General features: G+C 68.6%; 27 protein-coding genes and 2 pseudogenes. All 29 read left to right on the top strand.

Translation table 11 applies throughout. The features are described from left to right. Positions 1-14 precede the first annotated feature (14 nt). The 29 genes and pseudogenes from rfbB to ABEB13_RS17715 all read left to right on the top strand — a co-directional run bounded on the left by rfbB (position 15) and on the right by ABEB13_RS17715 (position 17,990). Positions 15-988 (top strand): annotated as a pseudogene (gene rfbB / locus ABEB13_RS17855) (dTDP-glucose 4,6-dehydratase). A 29-nt stretch (positions 989-1,017) separates the two neighbouring features. Further along, on the top strand, positions 1,018-1,860 hold the full coding sequence (gene rfbD / locus ABEB13_RS17850) for a dTDP-4-dehydrorhamnose reductase (protein ID WP_345709713.1): 843 nt from the start codon (positions 1,018-1,020) through the stop codon (positions 1,858-1,860). Positions 1,861-1,993: 133 nt separating this feature from the next. Further along, positions 1,994-2,428, top strand: a complete 435-nt coding sequence (locus tag ABEB13_RS17845; RefSeq protein WP_345706293.1) for a DUF2304 domain-containing protein — start codon at positions 1,994-1,996, stop codon at positions 2,426-2,428. Then, positions 2,425-3,213, top strand: coding sequence for a glycosyltransferase family 2 protein (locus tag ABEB13_RS17840; RefSeq protein WP_345706292.1), 789 nt, complete (start codon positions 2,425-2,427; stop codon positions 3,211-3,213). Before ABEB13_RS17845 ends, ABEB13_RS17840 begins: the two co-directional genes overlap by 4 nt. Position 3,214: 1 nt before the next feature. Next, on the top strand, positions 3,215-4,099 hold the full coding sequence (locus tag ABEB13_RS17835; RefSeq protein WP_345706291.1) for a glycosyltransferase family 2 protein: 885 nt from the start codon (positions 3,215-3,217) through the stop codon (positions 4,097-4,099). A gap of 3 nt (positions 4,100-4,102) precedes the next feature. After that, a complete protein-coding gene (locus ABEB13_RS17830) occupies positions 4,103-5,836 on the top strand; it encodes a lipopolysaccharide biosynthesis protein (protein ID WP_345706290.1) in 1,734 nt (577 codons plus the stop codon). 91 nt (positions 5,837-5,927) lie between these two features. Continuing rightward, the gene (gene rpsJ / locus ABEB13_RS17825; protein ID WP_012785157.1) at positions 5,928-6,236 is read left to right on the top strand and encodes a 30S ribosomal protein S10; all 309 of its coding nucleotides are present in this window, start codon (positions 5,928-5,930) and stop codon (positions 6,234-6,236) included. A gap of 14 nt (positions 6,237-6,250) precedes the next feature. Then, positions 6,251-6,897, top strand: a pseudogene (gene rplC / locus ABEB13_RS17820) (50S ribosomal protein L3). Between the two features lie 5 nt (positions 6,898-6,902). Continuing rightward, positions 6,903-7,580 (top strand): 50S ribosomal protein L4, encoded by a 678-nt coding sequence (gene rplD, locus ABEB13_RS17815; protein WP_345706289.1) that lies wholly within the window; start codon positions 6,903-6,905, stop codon positions 7,578-7,580. Continuing rightward, positions 7,580-7,903, top strand: a complete 324-nt coding sequence (gene rplW, locus ABEB13_RS17810) for a 50S ribosomal protein L23 (protein ID WP_380230719.1) — start codon at positions 7,580-7,582, stop codon at positions 7,901-7,903. The genes rplD and rplW overlap by 1 nt, the downstream gene beginning before the upstream one ends. Positions 7,904-7,939: 36 nt before the next feature. Further along, on the top strand, positions 7,940-8,776 hold the full coding sequence (rplB, locus tag ABEB13_RS17805) for a 50S ribosomal protein L2 (RefSeq protein WP_100889772.1): 837 nt from the start codon (positions 7,940-7,942) through the stop codon (positions 8,774-8,776). An 11-nt stretch (positions 8,777-8,787) separates the two neighbouring features. Beyond that, positions 8,788-9,069 carry a 30S ribosomal protein S19 gene (rpsS, locus tag ABEB13_RS17800; RefSeq protein WP_014136283.1) on the top strand — a complete coding sequence of 94 codons (282 nt, stop codon included), beginning with the start codon at positions 8,788-8,790 and terminating at the stop codon, positions 9,067-9,069. A 67-nt stretch (positions 9,070-9,136) separates the two neighbouring features. Beyond that, on the top strand, positions 9,137-9,484 hold the full coding sequence (rplV, locus tag ABEB13_RS17795; RefSeq protein WP_030232471.1) for a 50S ribosomal protein L22: 348 nt from the start codon (positions 9,137-9,139) through the stop codon (positions 9,482-9,484). After that, on the top strand, positions 9,484-10,308 hold the full coding sequence (gene rpsC / locus ABEB13_RS17790) for a 30S ribosomal protein S3 (protein WP_100889773.1): 825 nt from the start codon (positions 9,484-9,486) through the stop codon (positions 10,306-10,308). The genes rplV and rpsC overlap by 1 nt, the downstream gene beginning before the upstream one ends. A gap of 5 nt (positions 10,309-10,313) precedes the next feature. After that, entirely contained in the window at positions 10,314-10,733 is a 420-nt protein-coding gene (rplP, locus tag ABEB13_RS17785) for a 50S ribosomal protein L16 (RefSeq protein ID WP_030232476.1), read from the top strand. Then, positions 10,733-10,957, top strand: coding sequence for a 50S ribosomal protein L29 (rpmC, locus tag ABEB13_RS17780; RefSeq protein WP_030263491.1), 225 nt, complete (start codon positions 10,733-10,735; stop codon positions 10,955-10,957). Before rplP ends, rpmC begins: the two co-directional genes overlap by 1 nt. Beyond that, entirely contained in the window at positions 10,957-11,229 is a 273-nt protein-coding gene (rpsQ, locus tag ABEB13_RS17775; protein WP_014136278.1) for a 30S ribosomal protein S17, read from the top strand. Before rpmC ends, rpsQ begins: the two co-directional genes overlap by 1 nt. A 99-nt stretch (positions 11,230-11,328) precedes the next feature. Next, positions 11,329-11,700, top strand: a complete 372-nt coding sequence (gene rplN, locus ABEB13_RS17770) for a 50S ribosomal protein L14 (RefSeq protein WP_100889775.1) — start codon at positions 11,329-11,331, stop codon at positions 11,698-11,700. Positions 11,701-11,715: 15 nt separating this feature from the next. Next, positions 11,716-12,027: a 50S ribosomal protein L24 gene (gene rplX, locus ABEB13_RS17765; RefSeq protein WP_100892787.1), complete on the top strand. Its 312-nt coding sequence runs from the start codon at positions 11,716-11,718 to the stop codon at positions 12,025-12,027. A 58-nt stretch (positions 12,028-12,085) separates the two neighbouring features. Then, the gene (gene rplE, locus ABEB13_RS17760) at positions 12,086-12,595 is read left to right on the top strand and encodes a 50S ribosomal protein L5 (protein ID WP_345709712.1); all 510 of its coding nucleotides are present in this window, start codon (positions 12,086-12,088) and stop codon (positions 12,593-12,595) included. Positions 12,596-12,598: 3 nt separating this feature from the next. After that, positions 12,599-12,784, top strand: coding sequence for a type Z 30S ribosomal protein S14 (locus ABEB13_RS17755; RefSeq protein WP_030263476.1), 186 nt, complete (start codon positions 12,599-12,601; stop codon positions 12,782-12,784). 261 nt (positions 12,785-13,045) lie between these two features. After that, entirely contained in the window at positions 13,046-13,453 is a 408-nt protein-coding gene (gene rpsH / locus ABEB13_RS17750) for a 30S ribosomal protein S8 (RefSeq protein WP_100889776.1), read from the top strand. Between the two features lie 22 nt (positions 13,454-13,475). Then, positions 13,476-14,015: a 50S ribosomal protein L6 gene (gene rplF, locus ABEB13_RS17745; RefSeq protein WP_100889777.1), complete on the top strand. Its 540-nt coding sequence runs from the start codon at positions 13,476-13,478 to the stop codon at positions 14,013-14,015. A gap of 3 nt (positions 14,016-14,018) precedes the next feature. Then, complete coding sequence (gene rplR, locus ABEB13_RS17740; protein WP_100889778.1) at positions 14,019-14,402, top strand: 50S ribosomal protein L18; 384 nt, start codon at positions 14,019-14,021, stop codon at positions 14,400-14,402. 48 nt (positions 14,403-14,450) lie between these two features. Next, positions 14,451-15,071, top strand: a complete 621-nt coding sequence (gene rpsE, locus ABEB13_RS17735; protein WP_345706288.1) for a 30S ribosomal protein S5 — start codon at positions 14,451-14,453, stop codon at positions 15,069-15,071. Beyond that, positions 15,071-15,253, top strand: a complete 183-nt coding sequence (gene rpmD, locus ABEB13_RS17730) for a 50S ribosomal protein L30 (protein ID WP_014136270.1) — start codon at positions 15,071-15,073, stop codon at positions 15,251-15,253. Before rpsE ends, rpmD begins: the two co-directional genes overlap by 1 nt. 1 nt (position 15,254) lies before the next feature. Then, positions 15,255-15,707 carry a 50S ribosomal protein L15 gene (rplO, locus tag ABEB13_RS17725; RefSeq protein WP_100889780.1) on the top strand — a complete coding sequence of 151 codons (453 nt, stop codon included), beginning with the start codon at positions 15,255-15,257 and terminating at the stop codon, positions 15,705-15,707. Between the two features lie 310 nt (positions 15,708-16,017). Then, on the top strand, positions 16,018-17,331 hold the full coding sequence (gene secY, locus ABEB13_RS17720; protein WP_345706287.1) for a preprotein translocase subunit SecY: 1,314 nt from the start codon (positions 16,018-16,020) through the stop codon (positions 17,329-17,331). Beyond that, a complete protein-coding gene (locus ABEB13_RS17715; RefSeq protein ID WP_100889782.1) occupies positions 17,331-17,990 on the top strand; it encodes an adenylate kinase in 660 nt (219 codons plus the stop codon). The genes secY and ABEB13_RS17715 overlap by 1 nt, the downstream gene beginning before the upstream one ends. The last annotated feature ends 10 nt before the right edge of the window (positions 17,991-18,000 follow it).

Here is an 18,000-nt window from a genome sequence, read left to right as displayed (position 1 = left end):
AGACTGCCCGGACTATGCGCATCCTGGTCACCGGCGGTGCCGGCTTCATCGGGTCCGAGTTCGTCCGCGCCCAGCTGGGCGCCGACCCCTCGGCTGAGATCACCGTCCTCGACAAGCTCACCTACTCGGGCGTCGAGGCCAACCTCGACCCCGTGCGCGAGCACCCCGGCTACCGCTTCGTCCGCGCCGACATCTGCGACGAGCAGGCCGTGGACGCCGCCGTCGCCGGCCACGACGTCCTCGTGCACTTCGCCGCCGAGTCGCACGTCGACCGCTCCATCGAGGGCGCCGGCCCGTTCGTGCAGACCAACGTGGTGGGCACCCAGGTCCTCCTCGACGCCGCCCGCCGGCACGGCGTCGGCCGCTTCGTCCACGTCTCCACCGACGAGGTCTACGGCTCGATCACGGAGGGCTCCTGGACGGAGGACTGGCCGCTCGCGCCGAACTCCCCGTACTCCGCCTCCAAGGCCTCCTCCGACCTGCTGGCGCTCGCCTACCACCGCACCCACGGCATGGACGTGGTGGTCACCCGCTGCTCCAACAACTACGGGCACCACCAGTTCCCGGAGAAGGTCGTCCCGCTGTTCACCACCAACCTGCTCGACGGGCGGAAGGTGCCGCTGTACGGCGAGGGCGGCAACGTCCGCGACTGGCTGCACGTCTCCGACCACTGCCGCGGCATCGACCTGGTGATGCGCGGCGGCCGGCCCGGCCGCGTCTACAACATCGGCGGCGGCACCGAGATCACCAACAAGGAGCTCACCGGCCTGCTGCTGGAGGCGGCCGGCGCGGGCTGGGAGATGGTCGAGCACGTCCAGGACCGCAAGGGCCACGACCTGCGCTACTCCTCGACATCACCCGGATCCGCGAGGAGCTCGGCTACGAGCCGCAGGTCTCCTTCGCCGACGGCCTGGCCGACACCATCGCCTGGTACCGGGACAACCGCGCCTGGTGGGAGCCGCTCAAGGCCCGGGCGGCCCTCGCGTGAGCGCCGTCCTGGTCACCGGCGCGGGCGGGATGCTCGGGCGGGACCTGCTCGCCGTCCTCGACGCCGCCGGGCGCAAGGCCACCGGGCTCGACCGGGCCGCCCTCGACGTGACGGACGCCGACGCCGTCCGCGCCGCCGTCGCCGGCCACGACACCGTCGTCAACTGCGCCGCCTGGACGGACGTCGACGGCGCCGAGAGCGCCGAGGCGGCCGCCACCGCCGTCAACGGCACCGGTGTCCGCCACCTCGCGCTGGCCTGCCGGGAGACCGGCGCGCGCCTGCTGCAGGTCTCCACCGACTACGTACTGCCCGGCGACACCGACCGGCCCTGCCCGGAGTCCGCCGCCACCGGCCCGGTCAACGCCTACGGCCGCTCCAAGCTGGCCGGCGAACAGGCCGTCCTGGAACTGCTCCCCGACACCGGGTACGTGGTGCGCACCGCCTGGCTGTACGGGGAACACGGACCCAACTTCGTCGCCACCATGCTCCGGCTCGCCGCCGTCCGCGACACCCTCGACGTCGTCGACGACCAGCACGGCCAGCCCACCTGGTCCCACGACCTCGCCCGGCAGCTGCTCGCCCTCGCCGACGCCCGGCACGCGCCCGCCGGGATCTACCACGGCACCGCCGCGGGCCGCACCACCTGGTACGGGCTCGCCCGGGAGGCCTACCGGCTGGCCGGCCTCGACCCCGAACGGATCCGCCCCACCACCTCCGCGGCCTTCCCCCGGCCCGCCGCCCGGCCCGCCTGGAGCGTGCTCGGCCACGACCGCTGGGACGCCGCCGGGATCGCCCCGCTGCCCGACTGGCGCAGCTCGCTGGCCGAGGCCCTGCGGCGCCCCGCCTTCCGGGCGCTCGCCGCGGCGCCGTAGGCGCACCGCCCGGCCGGCCACCGGCCCCGGGGCCCGCCCCGCATCAGGCCGACCACCCGTTCGAGCGCGGGCGGCCGCTGCCTTAGGCTGTTGGCCACCCACGGGGACCCCGGCACGGAAGGCGCCACCGGCAGTGCATCTGTCCATCCTCACCTCGATCACCGGCGTCGCGGTGCTCGCGTACATCGTGGAGCTGCTCCGCCGTCAGCAGCTCCGGGAGAAGTACGCCGCGATCTGGCTCACCATCGGCCTGGCGATAGCACCCCTCGGGTTCTTCCCGTCGCTGCTGGACTCCACCGCCCGCCGGCTCGGCGTCGCCTCCGGCGTCAGCCTGGTGCTCTTCGCCGGCTTCGTCCTCGTCCTGCTGGTCAGCCTCCACCTCAGCTGGGAGGTCAGCCGCCTGGAGTCGGAGACCCGCACCCTGGCCGAGGACGTCGCGCTGATCCGCGCGCACCTCGCCGAACACGGCGCCCTCCCGGCCCGGCCCGAGCACACCGGCCCGTCCGAGCACACCGCGCTGCCCGAGCACACCGCCGGCACCGCCCGCACCCCGGAGGCCACACCGTGAACGACGGGCGCCGCGTCCTGATCATCCTCCCGGCCTGGAACGAGGCCGACGGCCTGCCCGCCGTCCTCGGCGAGATCAAGCGCCAGCTCCCGTACGTCGACACCCTCGTCGTCGACGACGGATCCACCGACCGGACGTCCGAGGTCGCCGCCGCGGCCGGCTCCGCCGTCGCCCGGCTGCCGTTCAACCTCGGCGTCGGCGGCGCCATGCGGCTCGGCTACCGCTACGCCCAGCAGCACGGCTACGACGTCGCCATCCAGGTCGACGCCGACGGCCAGCACGACCCGTTCTACATACCCGTCCTGCTGGAGCGCCTCGGCGAGGCCGACCTCGTCATCGGCGCCCGCTTCGACGGCGAGGGCGACTACCGGGTCCGCGGCCCCCGCCGCTGGGCGATGCGGCTGCTCTCCCTGGTGCTGTCCCGGATCACCCGCACCCGGCTCACCGACACCACCTCGGGATTCCGCGCCTGCAACCGCCCGATGATCGAGTTCTTCGCCCGCTGGTACCCCGTGGAGTACCTCGGCGACACCGTCGAGAGCCTGGTCGGCGCCGCCCGCTGCGGATTCACCGTCCGCCAGGCCCCGGTCGCCATGCGCGCCCGCACCACCGGCCGGCCCAGCGCCTCCCCGGTGAAGGCCATGGTGTACCTCGTCCGGGCCGGTCTCGTCCTGCTGCTCGCCATGATCCGCCGGATGCCTCCGCACCTGAAGGACTTCGCGCCGGGCTCGCCGTACTACCTCTCCGCCACCACCGGTCCCGCCGCCTCCCCGGCCGAGGTCTGACGTGTCCCGTTACGAGATCCTGCTCCCGTACTACGGCGACGTCCGGCTGATGCAGGACGCCGTCCGCAGCGTGCTCGCCCAGAGCGGCGACGACTGGCGGCTCACCGTGGTCGACGACGGCCGCGAGAGCGGCGTCCCCGAGTGGTTCGAACAGCTCGCCGACCCGCGGGTGCGGTACCTGCGCAACGAGACCAACCTCGGCGTCACCGGCAACTTCAACCGCTGTGTCGGCCTCGCCGAGTACGAGTACCTGGTGATCATGGGGTGTGACGACCTCATGCACCCCGACTACCTGGACGTCGTCCGGGCCGCCGTCGCCCGCGAGCCGAAGGCCGCGATGATCCAGCCCGGAGTGGAGGTCATCGGCACCGACGGGGAGCCCTTCGACACCCTCGTCGACCGGACCAAGCGCCGCCTGTACGCCCCCAAGGGGCCCGGCCGCGCCCTGCTCGCCGGCGAGGACCTCGCACTCAGCCTGCTGCGCGGCAACTGGCTGTACTTCCCGTCGATCTGCTGGCGCACCGCGGCCGTCCGGCGGTTCGGCTTCCGCGCCGACCTCGGCGTCATCCAGGACCTCGCCCTGGTCGTCGACCTGCTGCTCGCGGGGGAGTCCCTCGCCACCACGCCCGAGGTCTGCTTCAGCTACCGACGGCACGCCGGGAGCGAGTCCTCCGCCAAGGCCTACACCGGCAGCCGGTTCACCGAGGCCAAGCGGTTCTTCCTGGAGACCGCCGACCGGCTCGACGCCCACGGCTGGCACCGCGCCGCCAAGGCGTCCCGGCGGCACCTCTCGTCCCGCCTGCACGCCCTCACCCTGCTGCCCGGCGCCGCCCGGCACGCCGGCCGCCCCGGAGTCACCGCCATGATCAAGCACGCGGCCCGCTGACCCATGAACCGTCTGCGCGCACTCGCCTCCGTCCTGCCCGCCGGTGTCCGGTCCGTCGCGGTCGGCACCGTCGTCCTCGGTGCCGCCTCCTACCTCCACCTGGCGGTCGCCGGGCACAGCCTCACGACCCGGGCCATGGCCGGCGTCTCCGTGCTGTGGACCATCGTCATGTCCATCGGCATCGGGCTCTTCTTCCCGATCGAGCAGGAGCTCACCAGGATCGTCGCCTCCCGGGCCGTACGCGGCGAGGGCGCCGGGCCCGTCCTGCGGCGCGCCGCCCTGCTCACCGGTGCCATCCTCGCGGCCATCCTCACCGCGATGGCGGTGTTCGCCGGTCCGCTCGCCGACCTGCTCTTCCACGGCGACCGCTCGCTGGTCGCGGCCCTCGGCAGCGCGTTCGTCACGATGGCCTTCTGCTACCTCACCCGCGGCATCCTGGCCGGCGCCGGACGCTTCACGGCCTACGGATCGCAACTGGTCGTCGACGGCGTCCTGCGGATCCTGCTCGCCGCAGGCTGCGCGCTCGCAGGGCTGCACTCCGCCCTCGCCTTCAGCCTGATCCTCACGGCGGCCCCGCTGGTCGCCCTGCTGGTGACGCTGCCCGCAACGCTGCGCTCCGCACGCCCCGGCCCGGCCCAGGACTGGCCCGGACTCGTCCGCGGCCTCGGCCCGCTGATGGGATCCACCCTGCTGGCCCAGTGGATGGTCAGTGCCGCGGTGATGAGTGTCCAGCTCCTGCGGCCCGACCAGGTCGACCTGGTCGCGGCGCTGCTCAGCGCACTCGTCCTGGCCCGGGTGCCGATCTTCGTCTTCGGCGCCCTGCAGGCATCACTGCTCTCCGGGCTCGCCGGCGCCGCCGCGGCCGGCCGGCACCGGGACTTCCGCGCCATGTTGCGCAGGGCGGCGTCGGCGGTCGCCCTGCTCTCCTGCGCGATCGGGCTGCCGGTCGTCCTGCTCGGCCCCTGGCTGATCCACCTGCTGTTCGCCGCGCCCGCGGCCCTGACCCACCTCGACTTCCTGTGGCTCTGCCTCGGGACGTGCGGCTACCTGCTGGCCATGGTGCTCGGGCAGGCCCTGATCGTGCTGCACCGCCACCGCGCGCAGCTGGTGTGCTGGCTGCTCGGCACTGCGGTGCTGGCCGCCGTCACCTTCGCACCGGGACCGATCGCCGTCCGGGTCTGCCTGGCCTTCGCCGCCGGTCCGCTGACCTGCGTCGCAGCCATGCTCTGGAGCCTGCGCGGCACCCCTTCGGCGACCCGGCGGAACCGGCCACCGACACCAGGACCGAGCCGCTGCCCTCGCACTGAACGCGGCGCCGGCCACCGGACGGCCGACCGCCGCACCACGGCGGCCACCTGCGGCGCCGCGCCGGGCCGATTGGCGTTCGGCGTCCTCCGTATGGCAGTATGTCCAAGTTGCTCGGTTGAGTTGCCGATGCTGCGCGCCTCCCGCCGGGAGGACTGGAAGCGAGTCCCATGTACTCGTCGTTCCCGTGATGGCCGTTCATGTGTCCACGTGCTGTGTGTGGATGCAGTGGTGTGTAAGCGACACCGCGGCAGCTGCGGGGCGGACGTACGGGAATCTTCCGGGAAGCGTGGGCGGGGCCTCGACCCGGCGCCTGGTGGGTGCAAGACCTCACCGATCCGGAGCTGGAACCGAAGAGGGCGTGAACCTCTTTGGTTTTTTGCAAGCGGCAGGGCGACACGCCCGACCGCGGGGGTCGGAGGGAAACCGTGAGGGTAACCACCCGGGGGCGCCGCCGGAAATGTCCACCCGGACGGATCCGGTCGCAGAAGCAGCAGACGACACAAAGGACTACTGAGTAGCCATGGCGGGACAGAAGATCCGCATCCGGCTCAAGGCCTACGACCACGAGGTCATCGACTCCTCGGCGAAGAAGATCGTCGAGACGGTGATTCGTACTGGTGCGCAGGTCGCGGGCCCGGTGCCGCTGCCCACTGAGAAGAACGTGTACTGCGTCATCCGCTCGCCGCACAAGTACAAGGACTCGCGCGAGCACTTCGAGATGCGTACTCACAAGCGTCTGATCGACATCCTCGACCCCACGCCGAAGACGGTTGACTCGCTCATGCGTCTCGACCTGCCGGCCGGTGTCGACATCGAGATCAAGCTCTGAGAGGCACACCGAAGATGGCTAAGCAGATTAAGGGCATCCTGGGTGAGAAGCTCGGCATGACCCAGGTCTGGGACGAGAACAACCGGGTCGTCCCGGTGACCGTCGTCAAGGCCGGGCCGAATGTCGTGACCCAGGTCCACACCGCCGACAGCGAGGCCGGCTACGACGCCGTCCAGCTCGGCTTCGGCGAGATCGACCCCCGCAAGGTGAACAAGCCCCTCGCGGGCCACTTCGCCAAGGCCGGTGTCACCCCCGCCGCCACCTGGTCGAGATCCGTACCACGGACGCGTCCGAGTACACCCTCGGCCAGGAGATCACCGCAGAGCTGTTCGAGGCGGGTGTCAAGGTCGACGTGACCGGCACCTCCAAGGGCAAGGGCTTCGCCGGTGTCATGAAGCGTCACAACTTCAAGGGCCTCGGCGCCGGTCACGGCACCCAGCGCAAGCACCGTTCGCCCGGCTCCATCGGTGGCTGCGCCACCCCGGGCCGCGTGTTCAAGGGCATGCGCATGGCGGGTCGGATGGGCCACGAGCGTGTGACCACCCAGAACCTGACCGTGCACGCGGTCGACGCGGAGAAGGGTCTGCTGCTCATCAAGGGCGCGATCCCGGGTCCGAACGGCGGCCTCGTCCTCGTCCGCACCGCGGCGAAGGGGCTGTGAAGGATATGACCACCATTGACATCCTGTCGCCGGCCGGCGACAAGGCCGGCAGCATCGAGCTGCCCGCCGAGATCTTCGACGCCAAGGTCAGCGTTCCGCTGATGCACCAGGTCGTCGTGGCGCAGCTCGCTGCCGCCCGTCAGGGCACCCACAAGACCAAGACCCGTGGCGAGGTCCGCGGCGGCGGCAAGAAGCCGTACCGCCAGAAGGGCACCGGCCGCGCCCGTCAGGGCTCGACCCGCGCGCCCCAGTTCGCGGGCGGTGGCGTCGTGCACGGTCCCGTGCCGCGCGACTACTCGCAGCGGACCCCGAAGAAGATGATCGCTGCCGCTCTCCGCGGTGCGCTCACCGACCGGGCCCGCCACGAGCGCATCCACGTCATCACCGGCGTGACCGCCACCGAGGCGCCGTCGACCAAGGCTGCCAAGAGCCTGATCGGCAAGATCACCGAGCGCAAGAACGTCCTCCTGGTCGTCGAGCGCGAGGACGAGCTGGGCCAGCTGTCCGCTCGGAACCTGCCGAACGTGCACATCCTGGACGCCGGCCAGCTGAACACCTACGACGTGCTCGTCTCCGACGACGTGGTCTTCACCCAGGCCGCCTTCGAGCGTTTCGTGGCCGGTCCGGCCGCGTCCGCCAAGGCCGTTGCCTCTGAGGGCGAGCTCGAAGGGAGCGCTGCCTGATGGCTGCGGAGATCACGAGCAAGACGTTCACGGACCCCCGTGACGTCCTGGTCAAGCCGGTCATCTCGGAGAAGAGCTACTCGCTCCTCGACGAGAACAAGTACACGTTCGTCGTGGCGCCCGGTGCCAACAAGACCCAGATCAAGCAGGCCGTCGAGGCGGTCTTCTCGGTCAAGGTCGAGGCCGTCAACACGCTGAACCGTCAGGGCAAGCGCAAGCGCTCCAAGACGGGCTTCGGTAAGCGCAAGGACACCAAGCGCGCCATCGTGACGCTGGCCGAGGGCAACCGTATCGACATCTTCGGTGGTCCGGTCTCCGCCTGACGGGGAACGTGATCGTCGTTAAGGACGAGGACTAAAATGGGTATCCGCAAGTACAAGCCGACTACGCCGGGCCGTCGTGGCTCGAGCGTGGCCGACTTCGTCGAAATCACGCGGTCCACGCCGGAGAAGTCGCTGGTTCGCCCCCTGCACAGCAAGGGCGGCCGTAACAACGCCGGTCGTGTCACCGCCCGCCACCAGGGTGGCGGTCACAAGCGCGCCTACCGTCTGATCGACTTCCGTCGTCACGACAAGGACGGCGTGCCGGCCAAGGTCGCGCACATCGAGTACGACCCCAACCGCACCGCGCGCATCGCGCTCCTGCACTACGTCGACGGCGAGAAGCGCTACATCATCGCGCCGCGCGGCATTGCTCAGGGCGACCGGATCGAGAACGGCCCCGCGGCCGACATCAAGCCGGGCAACAACCTGCCGCTGCGCAACATCCCGGTCGGTACCACCATCCACGCGGTGGAGCTGCGTCCCGGTGGCGGTGCCAAGCTGGCCCGCTCCGCCGGTTCCGGCATCCAGCTGCTGGCGCGCGAGGGCCGCATGGCGACCCTGCGCATGCCGTCGGGTGAGACCCGCATGGTCGACGCCCGCTGCCGTGCCACCATCGGCGAGGTCGGCAACGCCGAGCAGTCGAACATCAACTGGGGCAAGGCCGGCCGTATGCGCTGGAAGGGCGTCCGCCCGACCGTGCGTGGTGTGGCCATGAACCCGATCGACCACCCGCACGGTGGTGGTGAGGGTAAGACCTCCGGTGGTCGCCACCCGGTCTCGCCGTGGGGCAAGCCCGAGGGCCGTACCCGTCGCCCGAACAAGGCGTCGGACAAGCTCATCGTGCGCCGCCGCAAGACCAACAAGAAGCGCTAGGAGCAGGTCAGATGCCGCGCAGTCTCAAGAAGGGCCCCTTCATCGACGACCACCTTCAGAAGAAGGTGGATGTCCAGAACGAGGCGGGCACGCAGAACGTCATCAAGACCTGGTCCCGTCGTTCCGTGATCTCCCCGGCCATGCTTGGCCACACGATCGCGGTCCACGATGGCCGCAAGCACGTCCCGGTGTTCGTCACCGAGTCGATGGTCGGCCACAAGCTCGGCGAGTTCGCTCCCACGCGCACCTTCAAGGGGCACGTGAAGGAAGACCGCAAGTCGAAGCGTCGCTAGTCGCTCCGCTGAGCTTGAGCTTTAGCGCCAGAACGACTCAATGACTTACTCCATTAAGGGGACAACCATGGAAGCCAGGGCCCAGGCGCGGTACATCCGCGTCACGCCCATGAAGGCCCGCCGCGTGGTGGACCTCATCCGTGGCCTGAACGCCACGGAGGCCCAGGCCGTCCTGCGTTTCGCTCCGCAGGCCGCCACCGTGCCGGTCGGCAAGGTGCTCGACAGCGCCATCGCCAACGCCGCACACAACTACAACCACTCCAACGTGGACGACCTCTACATCTCTGAGGCGTACGTTGACGAGGGTCCGACCCTGAAGCGGTTCCGTCCGCGTGCGCAGGGTCGTGCCTACCGGATCCGCAAGCGGACCAGCCACATCACCGTGGTCGTCAGCAGCAAGGAAGGGACCCGGTAATGGGCCAGAAGGTTAACCCGCACGGGTTCCGCCTCGGCATCAGCACGGACTTCAAGTCCCGCTGGTACGCCGACAAGCTGTACAAGGACTACGTCAAGGAAGACGTTGCCATTCGTCGCATGATGACGAAGGGCATGGAGCGCGCCGGCATCTCCAAGGTCGAGATCGAGCGCACCCGCGACCGCGTCCGCGTCGACATCCACACCGCTCGCCCCGGCATCGTCATCGGCCGCCGTGGCACCGAGGCCGACCGCATCCGCGGCGACCTCGAGAAGCTGACCGGCAAGCAGGTCCAGCTGAACATCCTCGAGGTCAAGAACCCCGAGCTGGACGCCCAGCTCGTGGCTCAGGGCGTCGCGGAGCAGCTGTCCTCCCGCGTGTCGTTCCGCCGTGCCATGCGCAAGTCGATGCAGGGCACCATGAAGTCCGGCGCCAAGGGCATCAAGGTCCAGTGCTCCGGTCGTCTCGGCGGCGCCGAGATGAGCCGTTCGGAGTTCTACCGCGAGGGTCGTGTGCCGCTGCACACCCTTCGTGCGAACGTCGACTACGGCTTCTTCGAGGCCAAGACCACCTTCGGCCGCATCGGCGTGAAGGTCTGGATCTACAAGGGCGACGTCAAGAACATCGCCGAGGTCCGCGCTGAGAACGCCGCCGCCCGCTCGGGCAACCGCCCGGCCCGTCCCGAGGGTGGTCGTCCCGCCCGCGGTGGCGAGCGCCGCGGTGGCGAGCGTGGTGGCCGTGGTGGCCGTCGTCCCGCCGCCGAGGCCCCCGCGGCCGCGGCGACCGAGGCTCCGGCTGCCGAGAACACCGGAACGGAGGCCTGACCCCCATGCTGATCCCCCGTAGGGTCAAGCACCGCAAGCAGCACCACCCCAAGCGGCGTGGCGCGGCCAAGGGCGGTACGGAGCTGGCATTCGGCCAGTTCGGTATCCAGGCCGTCACCCCGGCGTACGTGACGAACCGCCAGATCGAGTCCGCTCGTATCGCGATCACCCGTCACATCCGCCGTGGCGGCAAGGTCTGGATCAACATCTACCCGGACCGTCCCCTCACCAAGAAGCCGGCCGAGACCCGCATGGGTTCCGGTAAGGGTTCGCCGGAGTGGTGGATCGCGAACGTGCACCCGGGTCGGGTCATGTTCGAGCTGTCGTACCCGAACGAGAAGGTTGCTCGCGAGGCGCTCACCCGCGCCGCGCACAAGCTGCCGATGAAGTGCCGGATCGTCCGGCGCGAGGACGGTGAGAGCTGATGTCGGCCGCTACCAAGGCTGCTGAGCTTCGTCAGCTGGACAACGAGGGCCTCGTTGCCAAGCTGCGTGAGGCCAAGGAGGAGCTGTTCAACCTCCGCTTCCAGGCGGCGACCGGGCAGCTCGACAACCACGGCCGGCTCAAGCTGGTCCGTAAGGACATCGCGCGGATCTACACCCTGATGCGCGAGCGCGAGCTGGGCATCGAGACGGTGGAGAACGCCTGATGACTGAGAACACCAACGAGACGCGCGGTTTCCGCAAGACCCGTGAGGGTCTCGTCGTCAGCGACAAGATGGACAAGACCGTCGTCGTCGCCGTCGAGGACCGCGTCAAGCACGCGCTGTACGGCAAGGTCATCCGCCGTACGAACAAGCTGAAGGCGCACGACGAGCAGAACGCGTGCGGTGTCGGCGACCGTGTCCTCCTCATGGAGACCCGGCCGCTGTCCGCGACGAAGCGCTGGCGCGTCGTCGAGATCCTCGAGAAGGCCAAGTAACGAAGCCGATGAGGTACGGCCGTATGTGCTCGATGCAGCGATGCGATCGAGTGAGCAGCGGCCGGCCCGTCGACTCTCGTTGACGATCAGGAGAAAGCTGTGATCCAGCAGGAGTCGCGACTGCGCGTCGCCGACAACACGGGTGCCAAGGAGATTCTCTGCATCCGCGTTCTCGGTGGCTCCGGTCGCCGCTACGCCGGTATCGGGGACGTCATCGTCGCCACCGTCAAGGACGCGATCCCCGGCGGTTCGGTGAAGAAGGGTGACGTCGTCAAGTGCGTCATCGTTCGCACCGTCAAGGAGCGTCGTCGCCCGGATGGCTCGTACATCCGTTTCGACGAGAACGCCGCGGTCGTTCTGAAGAACGCCGACGGTGACCCCCGCGGTACCCGCATCTTCGGCCCGGTGGGCCGCGAGCTGCGCGACAAGAAGTTCATGAAGATCATCTCGCTGGCGCCGGAGGTGCTCTAACCCATGGCGAACAGCATGAAGATCAAGAAGGGTGACCTGGTCCAGGTCATCACCGGCAAGGACAAGGGCAAGCAGGGCAAGGTCATCCAGGCCCTCCCCGCCGAGAACAAGGTCCTGGTCGAGGGTGTCAACCGGGTCAAGAAGCACACCAAGCCGGGTCCGGGCACCCAGGGTGGCATCGTCACCGTCGAGGCCCCCGTGCACGTCTCCAACGTCCAGCTGGTCGTGGAGAAGGACGGCAAGAAGGTCGTCACCCGCGTTGGCTACCGCTTCGACGACGAGGGCAACAAGATCCGCGTTGCCAAGCGAACCGGTGAGGACATCTGATGTCTGAGACGACTGTTGAGAAGGTGGCCCCCGTCTCAAGGAGCGTTACAACTCCGAGATCAAGGGCCAGCTGCACGAGCAGTTCTCGTACGAGAACGTCATGCTGATCCCCGGCCTGGTCAAGGTCGTGGTCAACATGGGTGTCGGCGAGGCCGCCCGTGACAGCAAGCTGATCGAGGGCGCGATCAAGGACCTGACCGCGATCACCGGCCAGAAGCCGGCCGTGACCAAGGCCCGCAAGTCCATCGCGCAGTTCAAGCTCCGCGAGGGTCAGCCGATCGGCGCCCACGTCACCCTCCGTGGTGACCGCATGTGGGAGTTCGTGGACCGTCTGGTGTCGCTGGCTCTGCCGCGTATCCGTGACTTCCGCGGCCTCTCGCCCAAGCAGTTCGACGGCCGTGGCAACTACACCTTCGGTCTGACCGAGCAGGTCATGTTCCACGAGATCGACCAGGACAAGGTCGACCGTCAGCGCGGTATGGACATCACCGTCGTGACCACCGCTCAGACCGACGATGAGGGCCGGGCGCTCCTGCGCGCTCTGGGCTTCCCGTTCAAGGAGGCGTGAGCCATGGCGAAGAAGGCCCTGATCGCAAAGGCCGAGCGTAAGCCGAAGTTCGGCGTTCGGGCGTACACCCGGTGCCAGCGCTGCGGTCGTCCGCACTCGGTGTACCGCAAGTTCGGCCTCTGCCGTGTGTGCCTCCGTGAGATGGCGCACCGCGGCGAGCTGCCGGGCGTGACCAAGAGCTCCTGGTAGTCCAGGCGCCCTAGGCACACCATCGCGAAGCAGTGTGCCCGGCCTCCCGCTTTTGGGCTTCCGTTCGGAATCCCGTAAGGTGGTGGGGTCGGGCCCCCTGCCGCGGCATCTCCATAGGTGCTCGCGGCTCTCGTATGAGGGCTCGCAACCCAGTCTTACTACGTCGCAGGTCCCCTGTGCTTGTGCCCCTTTCGCACTCTCGGAGTGCGCGGAGGGGGACCTGGTGCGGAGAAACCACGGCGAGAGAGGCCTGAGGCCACCATGACCATGACCGACCCCATCGCAGACATGCTCACTCGTCTGCGGAACGCCAACTCGGCGTACCACGACTCCGTCGTGATGCCGTCGAGCAAGATCAAGGCGCATGTCGCCGAGATGCTGCAGCAGGAGGGTTACATCTCCTCCTACAAGGTCGAGGACCCCGCAGAGGGCGAGGTCGGCAAGAAGCTGACCATCGAGCTCAAGTTCGGTCCGAACCGCGAGCGTTCCATCGCCGGCATCAAGCGCATCAGCAAGCCGGGTCTGCGTGTTTACGCAAAGTCCACCAACCTGCCGAAGGTGCTCGGCGGCCTGGGCGTGGCGATCATCTCCACGTCTTCCGGTCTCCTCACCGACAAGCAGGCCGCCAAGAAGGGCGTAGGCGGAGAAGTTCTCGCCTACGTCTGGTAATTCGGGAAACGGAGGTACAGCAATGTCGCGCATTGGACGGCTGCCCATCCCGGTTCCCGCCGGCGTGGACGTCACCATCGAGGGCCAGACGGTTGCGGTGAAGGGTCCCAAGGGCTCCCTCACCCATGTCGTCGCCGCGCCGATCGAGATCGGCAAGGGCGAGGACGGCACTGTGCTCGTCTCCCGCCCGAACGACGAGCGTCAGTCGAAGGCCCTTCACGGCCTGACCCGCACGCTGGTGGCGAACATGATCACCGGCGTGACCCAGGGCTACCGCAAGTCGCTGGAGATCAGCGGTGTTGGTTACCGAGTCGCAGCGAAGGGCTCCACCATGGAGTTCGCGCTCGGCTACAGCCACCCGATCGTCGTCGAGGCCCCGGAGGGCATCTCCTTCGTCGTCGAGACGCCCACCAAGTTCCACGTGGACGGCATCGACAAGCAGAAGGTCGGCGAGGTCGCTGCCAAGATCCGCAAGCTGCGCAAGCCCGACCCGTACAAGGCCAAGGGCGTCAAGTACGCGGGCGAGGTCATCCGCCGCAAGGTCGGAAAGAGTGGTAAGTAAGCGATGAGCGTCTCTGTCAAGATCGGCAAGGGCAACGCCTACAAGAACGCCGCCCGCAAGCGCCGCGCCATCCGCGTTCGCAAGCGCGTCGTCGGCACCGAGGTGCGTCCGCGCCTCGTCGTGACGCGTTCGAACCGTCACATGGTCGCCCAGGTCATTGACGACGCCAAGGGTCACACCCTGGCGTCGGCGTCCACCCTCGATGTGTCCATCCGTGGCGCCGAGGGCGACAAGACCGAGCTGGCCAAGAAGGTCGGGAGCCTGGTCGCCGAGCGTGCCAAGGCCGCCGGCATCGAGTCGGTCGTCTTCGACCGCGCGGGCAACCGGTACGCCGGCCGCATCGCCGCCCTGGCGGACGCGGCCCGTGAGGCCGGGCTCGACTTCTAAGCCGCTCGTCGGCCCTGTCGACGGACGTAAACGAGAGAGGTAAATCCAATGGCTGGACCCCAGCGCCGCGGTAGCGGCGCCGGCGGTGGCACCGGCGGCGAGCGGCGCGACCGTAAGCGTGACGACCGGGGCAACGCCCCCGCCGTCGAGAAGACTGCTTACGTCGAGCGCGTCGTCGCGATCAACCGTGTCGCCAAGGTTGTCAAGGGTGGTCGTCGTTTCAGCTTCACCGCGCTGGTCGTGGTGGGCGACGGTGACGGCACCGTGGGTGTCGGTTACGGGAAGGCGAAGGAGGTTCCGGCCGCCATCGCCAAGGGTGTTGAGGAGGCCAAGAAGAGCTTCTTCAAGGTCCCCCGTATCCAGGGCACCATCCCGCACCCCGTTCAGGGCGAGAAGGCCGCCGGCGTCGTGCTCCTGAAGCCGGCGTCCCCCGGTACCGGCGTCATCGCCGGTGGCCCGGTGCGTGCCGTCCTCGAGTGCGCCGGCGTTCACGACATCCTGTCGAAGTCGCTCGGCTCGGACAACGCGATCAACATCGTGCACGCCACGGTCGCCGCTCTGAAGGGCCTCGTGCGCCCCGAGGAGATCGCCGCCCGTCGTGGCCTGCCGCTGGAGGACGTGGCTCCCGCCGCCCTGCTGCGGGCGCGTGCTGCAGGGGTGGGTGCCTGATGGCCCGCCTCAAGGTCACGCAGACCAAGTCGTACATCGGTAGCAAGCAGAACCACCGTGACACCCTGCGTTCGCTCGGCCTGAAGCGGCTGAACGACACCGTGGTGAAGGAGGACCGCCCGGAGATCCGCGGCATGGTCCACACCGTTCGTCACCTCGTCACGGTCGAGGAGGTGGACTGACATGGCGGACTCGCCGATCAAGCTCCACAACCTGCGGCCCGCCCCGGGCGCCAAGACCGCGAAGACCCGTGTGGGTCGCGGTGAGGGTTCCAAGGGTAAGACCGCCGGTCGTGGTACCAAGGGCACCAAGGCCCGTTACCAGGTTCCGCAGCGCTTCGAGGGTGGCCAGATGCCCCTCCACATGCGCCTGCCGAAGCTGAAGGGCTTCAAGAACCCGGCCCACAAGCAGTTCCAGGTCGTGAACCTGGAGAAGCTGGCCGAGCTCTACCCGAACGGTGGCGAGGTCACCGTGGCCGACCTGATCGCGAAGGGCGCCGTTCGCAAGAACGAGCTCGTCAAGGTCCTCGGCCAGGGCGACATCGCCGTGGCGCTGCAGGTGACGGTCGACGCCGTCTCCGGCTCCGCCGCCGAGAAGATTGCCGCCGCCGGCGGTTCCGTCACCGAGCTCCTCTGAGCTCGTTGACCCTGTGGGCCCGTACCTCCTCCGGGAGGTGCGGGCCCGCTGTGCTTTACCCGGGTTTTCCATTCCGTGCGAAATCTGACGTGCGCTCAACCCCTGCCAAATCCGGGCATCCCGGTTCCCACACGAGGGATCGGTGCCTGACGCGCTTCTCCGCTGTTGCCGCGCACTGTTAGAGTCCGTGGAGTTCCCTTGTAGGCTGCGGGTCAGGCGTGCCTGTGCAGCCCGTACGGGAGCCCGTTAGACCCCACCCCCATCAGGACCGACCCTCCCGTCGATGACGGCGGGAGGCGCAGGAGGCACCGTGCTCAGTGCGTTCGCGCGGGCGTTCCAGACGCCCGACCTGCGCAAGAAGCTGCTGTTCACGCTGGGCATCATGGTGCTGTTCCGGCTGGGCGCGCACATTCCCATTCCCGGCGTGAACTTCGTGGCCGTCCATGAGTGTCTGTCCGGGCCCAACAAGGCCAACGGCCTCTTCGGTCTGGTCAACCTGTTCAGCGGCAATGCGCTGCTGCAGCTGACGATCTTCGCGCTCGGCATCATGCCGTACATCACCGCCAGCATCATCCTGCAGCTCCTCACCGTCGTGATCCCGCGACTCGAGGCGCTGAAGAAGGAGGGCCAGGCGGGTACGGCGAAGATCACCCAGTACACCCGCTACCTGACCATCGCGCTCGCCGTGCTCCAGGGCACCGGCATCGTGGCGACGGCCTCCAGCGGCGCGCTGTTCTCCGGCTGCTCGGTGGCCGGCGACGTCGTGCCCGACACGGGCGTCTTCCGGGTGGCCACCATGGTCATCACGATGACGGCCGGCACCACCGTGATCATGTGGCTCGGCGAGCTCATCACCGACCGCGGCATCGGCAACGGCATGTCGATCCTGATCTTCACCTCCATCGCGGCCGGCTTCCCCGGCTCGATGTGGGCGATCAAGCAGTCCGGCAAGATCGGCGGCGGCTGGGTCGAGTTCTTCAGCGTCATCGCGATCGGCATCGTGGTGGTCTGCCTCGTCATCTTCGTCGAGCAGGCCCAGCGCCGGATCCCGGTGCAGTACGCGAAGCGGATGATCGGGCGCCGCGCCTTCGGCGGTACCTCGACCTACATCCCGCTCAAGGTCAACCAGGCCGGTGTGATCCCGGTCATCTTCGCCTCGTCGCTCCTCTACATCCCGGCCCTGGTGGTGCAGCTCACCAACAGCCAGGCCGGCTGGGCGGCGTGGGTCCGGACGAACTTCGTCAGGGGTGACCACCCGATCTACATGGCGACCTACTTCGTGCTGATCGTCTTCTTCGCCTTCTTCTACGTGGCCATCTCGTTCAACCCCGAAGAAGTTGCGGACAATATGAAGAAGTATGGTGGCTTCATCCCGGGTATCCGGGCCGGCCGCCCGACGGCCGAGTACCTGAACTACGTGCTCACCCGCATCACGTGGCCAGGATCGCTCTACCTGGGCCTGATCGCGTTGATCCCGATGATCGCCCTGGTTGCCTTCAACGCGAACCAGAACTTCCCGTTCGGCGGCACCAGCGTGCTCATCGTCGTCGGCGTCGGACTCGAAACTGTGAAGCAGATCGAGAGCCAGCTCCAGCAGCGCAATTACGAAGGGTTCCTCCGCTGATGCGTATCGTCCTCGTCGGACCTCCCGGGGCCGGGAAGGGTACTCAGGCGCACGTGCTCGCCAAGACCCTGTCCATCCCGCACATCTCCACCGGTGACCTGTTCCGCGCCAACATCAGCCAGGGCACCCCGTTGGGGCTCGAGGCCAAGGCGTACATGGACGCGGGTCGCCTGGTGCCGGATGAGGTCACCATCGGGATGGCCAAGGACCGGATGCTGCAGTCGGACGCCGCGGGCGGCTTCCTGCTCGACGGCTTCCCGCGCAACCTTGGCCAGGCCAAGGCCCTGGACGAGTTCCTCGCCGAGCAGGGCATCGCCCTGGACGGCGTACTCGACCTGGAGGTCCCCGAGGACGAGGTCGTCAAGCGCATCGCCGGGCGCCGGCTGTGCCGCAACGACGGCGGCCACGTGTACCACGTGGTCTACAACCCCACCAAGACCGACGGTGTCTGCGACGAGTGCGGCGGCGAGCTGTACCAGCGTCCGGACGACACCGAGGAGAAGGTGCGGACCAGGCTGGAGGTCTACCACACGGAGACCGAGCCGATCATCGAGTACTACGCCCAGCAGGGCCTGCTGGTCACCATCACCGCCCTCGGCAAGGTGGACGAGGTGACCGAGCGCGCGGTCGGTGCCCTGGAGCAGAAGAAGAGCGCCTGAGACGGTCCGC

Origin of the sequence: Kitasatospora paranensis (genome assembly GCF_039544005.1) — a bacterium.
GTDB lineage: Bacteria > Actinomycetota > Actinomycetes > Streptomycetales > Streptomycetaceae > Kitasatospora > Kitasatospora paranensis.
Note: the sequence above shows the minus strand (reverse complement) of the source record. Positions and strands in the feature narration are given on the sequence as shown.

Excerpts from the sequence above, each read along its gene's own strand:
- rplP (WP_030232476.1), top strand. The coding sequence starts at position 10,314 with ATGCTGATCCCCCGTAGGGTCAAGCACCGCAAGCAGCACCACCCCAAG.
- rpmC (WP_030263491.1), top strand. The coding sequence starts at position 10,733 with ATGTCGGCCGCTACCAAGGCTGCTGAGCTTCGTCAGCTGGACAACGAG.
- rpsJ (WP_012785157.1), top strand. The coding sequence starts at position 5,928 with ATGGCGGGACAGAAGATCCGCATCCGGCTCAAGGCCTACGACCACGAG.
- rplX (WP_100892787.1), top strand. The coding sequence starts at position 11,716 with ATGAAGATCAAGAAGGGTGACCTGGTCCAGGTCATCACCGGCAAGGAC.
- ABEB13_RS17755 (WP_030263476.1), top strand. The coding sequence starts at position 12,599 with ATGGCGAAGAAGGCCCTGATCGCAAAGGCCGAGCGTAAGCCGAAGTTC.
- rpsC (WP_100889773.1), top strand. The coding sequence starts at position 9,484 with ATGGGCCAGAAGGTTAACCCGCACGGGTTCCGCCTCGGCATCAGCACG.
- rplV (WP_030232471.1), top strand. The coding sequence starts at position 9,137 with ATGGAAGCCAGGGCCCAGGCGCGGTACATCCGCGTCACGCCCATGAAG.
- rfbD (WP_345709713.1), top strand. The coding sequence starts at position 1,018 with ATGCTCGGGCGGGACCTGCTCGCCGTCCTCGACGCCGCCGGGCGCAAG.
- rplF (WP_100889777.1), top strand. The coding sequence starts at position 13,476 with ATGTCGCGCATTGGACGGCTGCCCATCCCGGTTCCCGCCGGCGTGGAC.
- rpsE (WP_345706288.1), top strand. The coding sequence starts at position 14,451 with ATGGCTGGACCCCAGCGCCGCGGTAGCGGCGCCGGCGGTGGCACCGGC.
- rplR (WP_100889778.1), top strand. The coding sequence starts at position 14,019 with ATGAGCGTCTCTGTCAAGATCGGCAAGGGCAACGCCTACAAGAACGCC.
- ABEB13_RS17715 (WP_100889782.1), top strand. The coding sequence starts at position 17,331 with ATGCGTATCGTCCTCGTCGGACCTCCCGGGGCCGGGAAGGGTACTCAG.
- rplB (WP_100889772.1), top strand. The coding sequence starts at position 7,940 with ATGGGTATCCGCAAGTACAAGCCGACTACGCCGGGCCGTCGTGGCTCG.
- rpsH (WP_100889776.1), top strand. The coding sequence starts at position 13,046 with ATGACCATGACCGACCCCATCGCAGACATGCTCACTCGTCTGCGGAAC.
- rplO (WP_100889780.1), top strand. The coding sequence starts at position 15,255 with ATGGCGGACTCGCCGATCAAGCTCCACAACCTGCGGCCCGCCCCGGGC.
- ABEB13_RS17830 (WP_345706290.1), top strand. The coding sequence starts at position 4,103 with ATGAACCGTCTGCGCGCACTCGCCTCCGTCCTGCCCGCCGGTGTCCGG.
- rplD (WP_345706289.1), top strand. The coding sequence starts at position 6,903 with ATGACCACCATTGACATCCTGTCGCCGGCCGGCGACAAGGCCGGCAGC.
- rpmD (WP_014136270.1), top strand. The coding sequence starts at position 15,071 with ATGGCCCGCCTCAAGGTCACGCAGACCAAGTCGTACATCGGTAGCAAG.
- rplW (WP_380230719.1), top strand. The coding sequence starts at position 7,580 with ATGGCTGCGGAGATCACGAGCAAGACGTTCACGGACCCCCGTGACGTC.
- rpsQ (WP_014136278.1), top strand. The coding sequence starts at position 10,957 with ATGACTGAGAACACCAACGAGACGCGCGGTTTCCGCAAGACCCGTGAG.
- rpsS (WP_014136283.1), top strand. The coding sequence starts at position 8,788 with ATGCCGCGCAGTCTCAAGAAGGGCCCCTTCATCGACGACCACCTTCAG.